The organism is Paenibacillus helianthi (genome assembly GCF_001909055.1).
In the GTDB taxonomy this organism is placed as follows: domain Bacteria; phylum Bacillota; class Bacilli; order Paenibacillales; family Paenibacillaceae; genus Paenibacillus_AQ; species Paenibacillus_AQ helianthi.
In genome coordinates, this window is sequence record NZ_LVWI01000016.1 from 1 (window position 1) to 749 (window position 749).

A 749-nucleotide genomic window follows, 5' to 3' on the forward strand; every position below is an offset into this window, starting at 1 on the left:
GTCTCAGTTCGGATTGCAGGCTGCAACTCGCCTGCATGAAGTCGGAATTGCTAGTAATCGCGGATCAGCATGCCGCGGTGAATACGTTCCCGGGTCTTGTACACACCGCCCGTCACACCACGAGAGTTTACAACACCCGAAGTCGGTGGGGTAACCCGCAAGGGGGCCAGCCGCCGAAGGTGGGGTAGATGATTGGGGTGAAGTCGTAACAAGGTAGCCGTATCGGAAGGTGCGGCTGGATCACCTCCTTTCTATGGAGAATCGTTTCCTGCAACGGAAACATTCAAATCGGAAGCTTGACTTCCACTAGAACCCTTCGGTTCGAACACTCACTCGTTGCTCAGTTTTGAGAGTTGAAGCTCTCAAGTAATACCTTGATCCTTGAAAACTGGATACCGAAACGAAAATGCGTTTTAGAACATTCCTTTAAGCTGAACTTGTGTAAACAAGTTTATATTATAGCGATGCTAGCGATTTTCTCTCTGGGAAAACGCAATGGTTAAGCTAATAAGAGCACACGGAGGATGCCTAGGCGCCAGGAGCCGACGAAGGACGTGGCGAACAACGAAACTGCCTCGGGGAGCTGTAAGCAAGCTTTGATCCGGGGGTGTCCGAATGGGGAAACCCAGCTGTGGTAATTCGCAGTTACTCATACCTGAATACATAGGGTATGTAGAGGCAGACCAGGGGAACTGAAACATCTAAGTACCCTGAGGAAGAGAAAACAATAGTGATTCCGTCAGTAGCGG

General features: G+C 50.1%; 2 rRNA genes. Both read left to right on the forward strand.

What is annotated here, in order from left to right:
• Nucleotides 1-251: ribosomal RNA gene (locus tag A3844_RS06645) — 16S ribosomal RNA — on the forward strand; the annotation flags it as partial.
• A 246-nt stretch (nucleotides 252-497) separates the two neighbouring features.
• A 23S ribosomal RNA gene (locus tag A3844_RS06650) occupies nucleotides 498-749 on the forward strand; the annotation flags it as partial.